The following is a 4,466-nucleotide window of genomic DNA, read 5'->3' as shown; positions in this document are numbered from 1 at the left end:
TGAATAGCTTCCTCGAATCCGCCCACGCACGATGGAAATGCGTTAGCATTTTCGGAGGAGTCTGCGCGCCTTCCACTACAATCAACAGGTTTTAAAAATCAACATTCAGTTTTAACAGAGCCTATTAAAAAGAGAAGGGCATCGCCTTCTCTTTTCTTATTCATCTATTTCTTCATCTTTTCTACATCTTTTTCCGCTTTCTCCAATGCTTTTTCAGGAGAAATTTTACCTAAAAGAGCATTATCGATCTGCGGGTTGATTCGGCTAGGGTAGTCAGGATATTCAACTGGTACCGGGAACATTTTTGTTTGTTCTAGATTCTTAACAGTAGCTTCATAGACTGTTTTGTCCGGACCCTTCAGTTCGGATACAGTTGCTTCCGCGGCTTCTTTGTTAGCAACATTGTCATAGTTTTTAACAGCCCAGTACTTTTGTGCGTCAGCACCAGTCAAATATTTTATGAAATCCATTGCTTCCTTCGGATGCTTTGCCCCTTTAGGAACTTCTGCGACAAAACCGCCGCCTTCTGCCCAGTTTCCAGTACCTTCCTGGTAAGCAGGAATTGGAGCGACTCCGAATTCGACGTTCTGTCCATAATCTCTTAGCTGTGTATAGAATGTTCCTACATCAACCCACATCGCAACTTTTTCAGCGATAAACGGATTTGCCTGCTCACTGCCGAACTCTGCCTGGAATGCCTGAACTGTATTCTCTCCCAGACGCTCTTTCCAGCCTAGAATCCATTCAAGTGCTTCGACTTTCTTAGGAGTGTTAATCGCCAATTCACCATTATCCATAAATCCTTTACCATTATCAGCATTTGTCATCCAGCTAGAAGCTCCTGCACTTCCCCATAATGGATAAAAACCGATGCGCTCGTAATGATCACCTTTTTTTACATCTAATTTTTCCGCATATTCTTCTAGCTCTTCCCACGTAGCTGGCGGCTTGTTTGGATCCAATCCCGCTTCCTTGAAAGCTTTCTTGTTATAGAAAAGCAGGCGTGTATCTGTATTGAAAGGAACAGCATAAGCTTTGCCCTTATATTCAACTGTTTCCCATAAATGCGGATAAAATTGCTGTTTGAATGAATCATCTATATATTTACTTAAATCTTCTACCTGCTTGTTCTCAGCACGCTGGGAAACTGTATTAATGTCATTGATGATGACATCTGCAGGATTTCCAGCTGCAACAGATGCAAGGTTTTTTGTCCAGATATCTCCCCATGGCAGGAAAGTATGTTTGACAAAAACCTTATCTTGGGATTGGTTGTAATCATCGATGATTTTTTCGATGATTGGCCTGCGTGTCTCTGAACCCCAAAATGTCCAGAAATTGACGACGACCTTTCCATCCTTTGTTTTTTCTGCCTCTGCCTTTTGCTCTCCTGAACATCCTGCAAGCAGACCAATTAATAAAAATGATACAAGAATTAATGCCAGACCCCTCTTCATGATTCTCCCCCTGTATATTCAAGTTGAAATATTAAATACAACCTAACTAATACCCATTCATAAACATTGATAAACATTTTAGAAACTAAAAAAAAACAGGTTCTAAAATTGAACCCGTTTCTCGATATCTTCTATTGTTTTAATAATCATGCGAGCTTGTCCTGATTCAATTTTAAATACCTGTTCACTCTTTAGTTCCTTAATATATACCTGTCTTTCATTGACCCAGAGCTTACATTCTGCAGGCTCCCTGCCTTCAAAAACAATTAAAAAATCATAAATATTTTTCCCGGTTGGTGCATTTGGCACTGCTGTCATTCGAATCAGGGCCTCATTAATGTTTCCCATCCAAACCTCGTCGTCTAAAATGGTTATTCCTGGCCTGGTCAGATTTGTTTGAAGGGTAAAATAATGTGGATCGGACTTATTTAAATAAGTTCTTACCACTTTGCCTGCTGCAAAATGATCCGCAGGTTTCACCGAGGATTGCTGGCTAATTGATGGGGTGATAATTTGCATATACAGGAAAGTAGAACTGATCAGGAGCATAGTAATCGTTAAGATGGAACCCGTCCAACTTCTAAAAAAATGCGGAGACTCCTTTTTCGGCCTCCCAGTGTCCAATATATCATTATAAGTTTTACGCTTTTGAGTATCAGACCTTGGTATATGGTTAAGACTCCTGAAGCTATCTTCAAGTTCAAATGATTTCTTCAATTAATTCGCCTCTCCTCATTAACTCTTTTTTTAATGCGGACATTGCCCGGGATGTTGTGATTTTCACTTTATTCTCACTCCAGCCAAGAATTACAGCAGTTTCTCTAATTGAAAACTCTTTAATTTTCCTCAAGATCAATACTTCCTGATAACTTAGCTTCAAAGATTTAATCGCTTTGTACAAGAGAGACGTCTTCTCCCCTTTGACGATGATTTCAATTGGTGAGGGCTGGCTGGCCTGTATTGAAAACTTGTCCAGCGAAAAAAAACGCAGCCTGTTTACCCTTCTTAAATAGTCAATTGCAACATTTCTGGCAATCTTCACTAACCAGGTAAACATTTGTGAATCTCCATTGAACTGATCAAAGTGCTTGTACACTTTTAAAAAGGTTTCCTGAGTCAAATCCTCAGCAACTTCTTTTTTTCCAGTTAGCAATAGGAGATAACCATATACCTTATCACTGTACTCCTCGTATACTTGTTGGAAATGACTACTGTATTGATCGCTCAAATTTCTCCCCCCTTTGTCCAAACAGTTAGACGAATGAGCATAAAAAAAGAATCACTATTTTCAGAATTTTTTTACTTTATTTTAAAATAACAGGTTGGGTATTTTTTTCCATCATCCTTATTGACTAACTTGAATTTGTATTTACCATCGGAAAGCAAAAAAGTGCTTGATGATCTCAAGCACTTTCCTGTTAGCTTAAAAACAGAAAGAACATCCAACAATAATTAATAGGATAAACAGAACGACGACTAACACAAAACCACTGCCATAGCCTGCTCCTCCATAACCGTAACCACCGTAACCACCGTATCCGCAGCAACCGTACATAATATGACCTCCTTTATGCAAAAAATTATTCAATTTTTAGTAACCGAAACCCCAAGACGCTCCGATTATGATTAAAAGAATGAACAAAACTACTAGCAAAGCGAAACCGCCGCCAAATCCGCATGCATCACCCATCGTAACAACCTCCTTTTTTTATGTCCCTATATCCTATTCACGCATAGACATTTGTGCAATTAATCGCTCGAAAAAAATTAGCCCATATTCTATTCATCAAATGGAACTTATTATTAACCCGTTAATTCAAGGATTCAAGAGATCAATCATATTGAAAATGATATACCTTTACGAAAAGAACATAAAAAAAAGAGCCAATTTGGCTCCTTTCCACTTCACCCTACCCTATCAGCTGCTCATGATTTCTTGACGCTTCATTCATGAACTCGTATGTAATTAGTGGTTCAACCGGAATTTCCAGCCACCTTGAAACACCGCTCTGGGTAACCTTCTCCTTGTACACCGGTTTACAATCTTCAAGCAGGCACAATCTTAATGTTTCAAAGCCATTTAGTGCCATGACTGTTTGTTCGATTTCTTTCTTTTCTTCAGGTGTTGCGAGTACACTTCCTTTTTTTGGCTCCAGCAGGACGACAATCAGTTCTTTGCGCATCTGCTTTTCAAGTTCCATCCTCGCAAATGCCAATTTTTTTAATGTCCTGTTCAACTTCCATATGCTGATGCCTGCAATTCTTTTTAAGATCATCATGATGCCTCCAATACTTACCCAACTCTTATTCTAAAAGATAATTCGATAAAAGGTCAAAATATATTGGGGTATGGAAACATTTCCTCTTATTTCCCTCTAATTGGCTATTCACTCTTTTGGATCAATATATACGAAAACAGCCATCAAAGCTTGCTAAGCCGCAATCCTTATAGGCTGAAAAATCCTTTTATAAGTCCAGCATATACTTCGCATATCTAGACATTCGTTCTTTTGTCCATTTTGGAGCAGTCACCATCTTTATTTCAATCTTATCAAAATTTCCAATACGTTCAGCCAAATGTTCTCGGGCAGACAGCGCAATATAATCGGCCAGCAGGCAATCTTCATTCCTCGTAGTCATGACGATTTCAACATCATCATCGTCATTGACAAAAACCTCATAAACCAGGCCTAGGTTCACAATATCCACTCCAAGCGTTGGTTCTTCCACTTCTTCGAGCAGTTTATAAATTTCATTTTTATTCATATTGAGATACCTCCTTCCAGTTTTAAGGGATGTGTTGTTATCTTACTTTTATCTTAAAAGACGGAAGTGAAAAATAGGAGTGACGCACTTCACATTTCATATTATTGTCAATTTAAGAAGAATAATTTGTGTCTTTTCTCCAGATGTAGATAATTTTTTGACATTGCAGAATTTCTTTTTTGATAAGTTTCTTTAAAATCGTATGTTCTATCCTGTCGTTAAACAAAAGGCTCTGTTAAACAA

General features: G+C 38.5%; 7 protein-coding genes. All 7 read right to left on the bottom strand.

Features of this window, described 5'->3' with window-relative positions; translation table 11 throughout:
• Positions 1-164: 164 nt before the first annotated feature.
• Positions 165-1,457, bottom strand: coding sequence for an ABC transporter substrate-binding protein (locus V7201_RS11445; protein WP_335376861.1), 1,293 nt, complete (start codon positions 1,455-1,457; stop codon positions 165-167).
• A 102-nt stretch (positions 1,458-1,559) separates the two neighbouring features.
• A complete protein-coding gene (locus V7201_RS11440; protein ID WP_335376860.1) occupies positions 1,560-2,174 on the bottom strand; it encodes a hypothetical protein in 615 nt (204 codons plus the stop codon).
• The gene (locus V7201_RS11435) at positions 2,158-2,685 is read right to left on the bottom strand and encodes an RNA polymerase sigma factor (RefSeq protein WP_335376859.1); all 528 of its coding nucleotides are present in this window, start codon (positions 2,683-2,685) and stop codon (positions 2,158-2,160) included. The genes V7201_RS11440 and V7201_RS11435 overlap by 17 nt, the downstream gene beginning before the upstream one ends.
• Positions 2,686-2,880: 195 nt before the next feature.
• Entirely contained in the window at positions 2,881-3,012 is a 132-nt protein-coding gene (locus tag V7201_RS11430; RefSeq protein WP_335376858.1) for a YjcZ family sporulation protein, read from the bottom strand.
• A gap of 36 nt (positions 3,013-3,048) precedes the next feature.
• On the bottom strand, positions 3,049-3,147 hold the full coding sequence (locus V7201_RS11425) for a YjcZ family sporulation protein (RefSeq protein ID WP_335376857.1): 99 nt from the start codon (positions 3,145-3,147) through the stop codon (positions 3,049-3,051).
• A gap of 220 nt (positions 3,148-3,367) precedes the next feature.
• A complete protein-coding gene (locus tag V7201_RS11420; RefSeq protein WP_335376856.1) occupies positions 3,368-3,736 on the bottom strand; it encodes a hypothetical protein in 369 nt (122 codons plus the stop codon).
• Between the two features lie 187 nt (positions 3,737-3,923).
• The gene (locus tag V7201_RS11415) at positions 3,924-4,223 is read right to left on the bottom strand and encodes a metal-sulfur cluster assembly factor (protein ID WP_335376855.1); all 300 of its coding nucleotides are present in this window, start codon (positions 4,221-4,223) and stop codon (positions 3,924-3,926) included.
• Between the last annotated feature and the right edge of the window lie 243 nt (positions 4,224-4,466).

The sequence above is a fragment of the Bacillus sp. JJ1122 genome (assembly GCF_036964885.1).
Classification (GTDB): domain Bacteria; phylum Bacillota; class Bacilli; order Bacillales; family Cytobacillaceae; genus Mesobacillus.
Note: the sequence above shows the minus strand (reverse complement) of the source record. Positions and strands in the feature narration are given on the sequence as shown.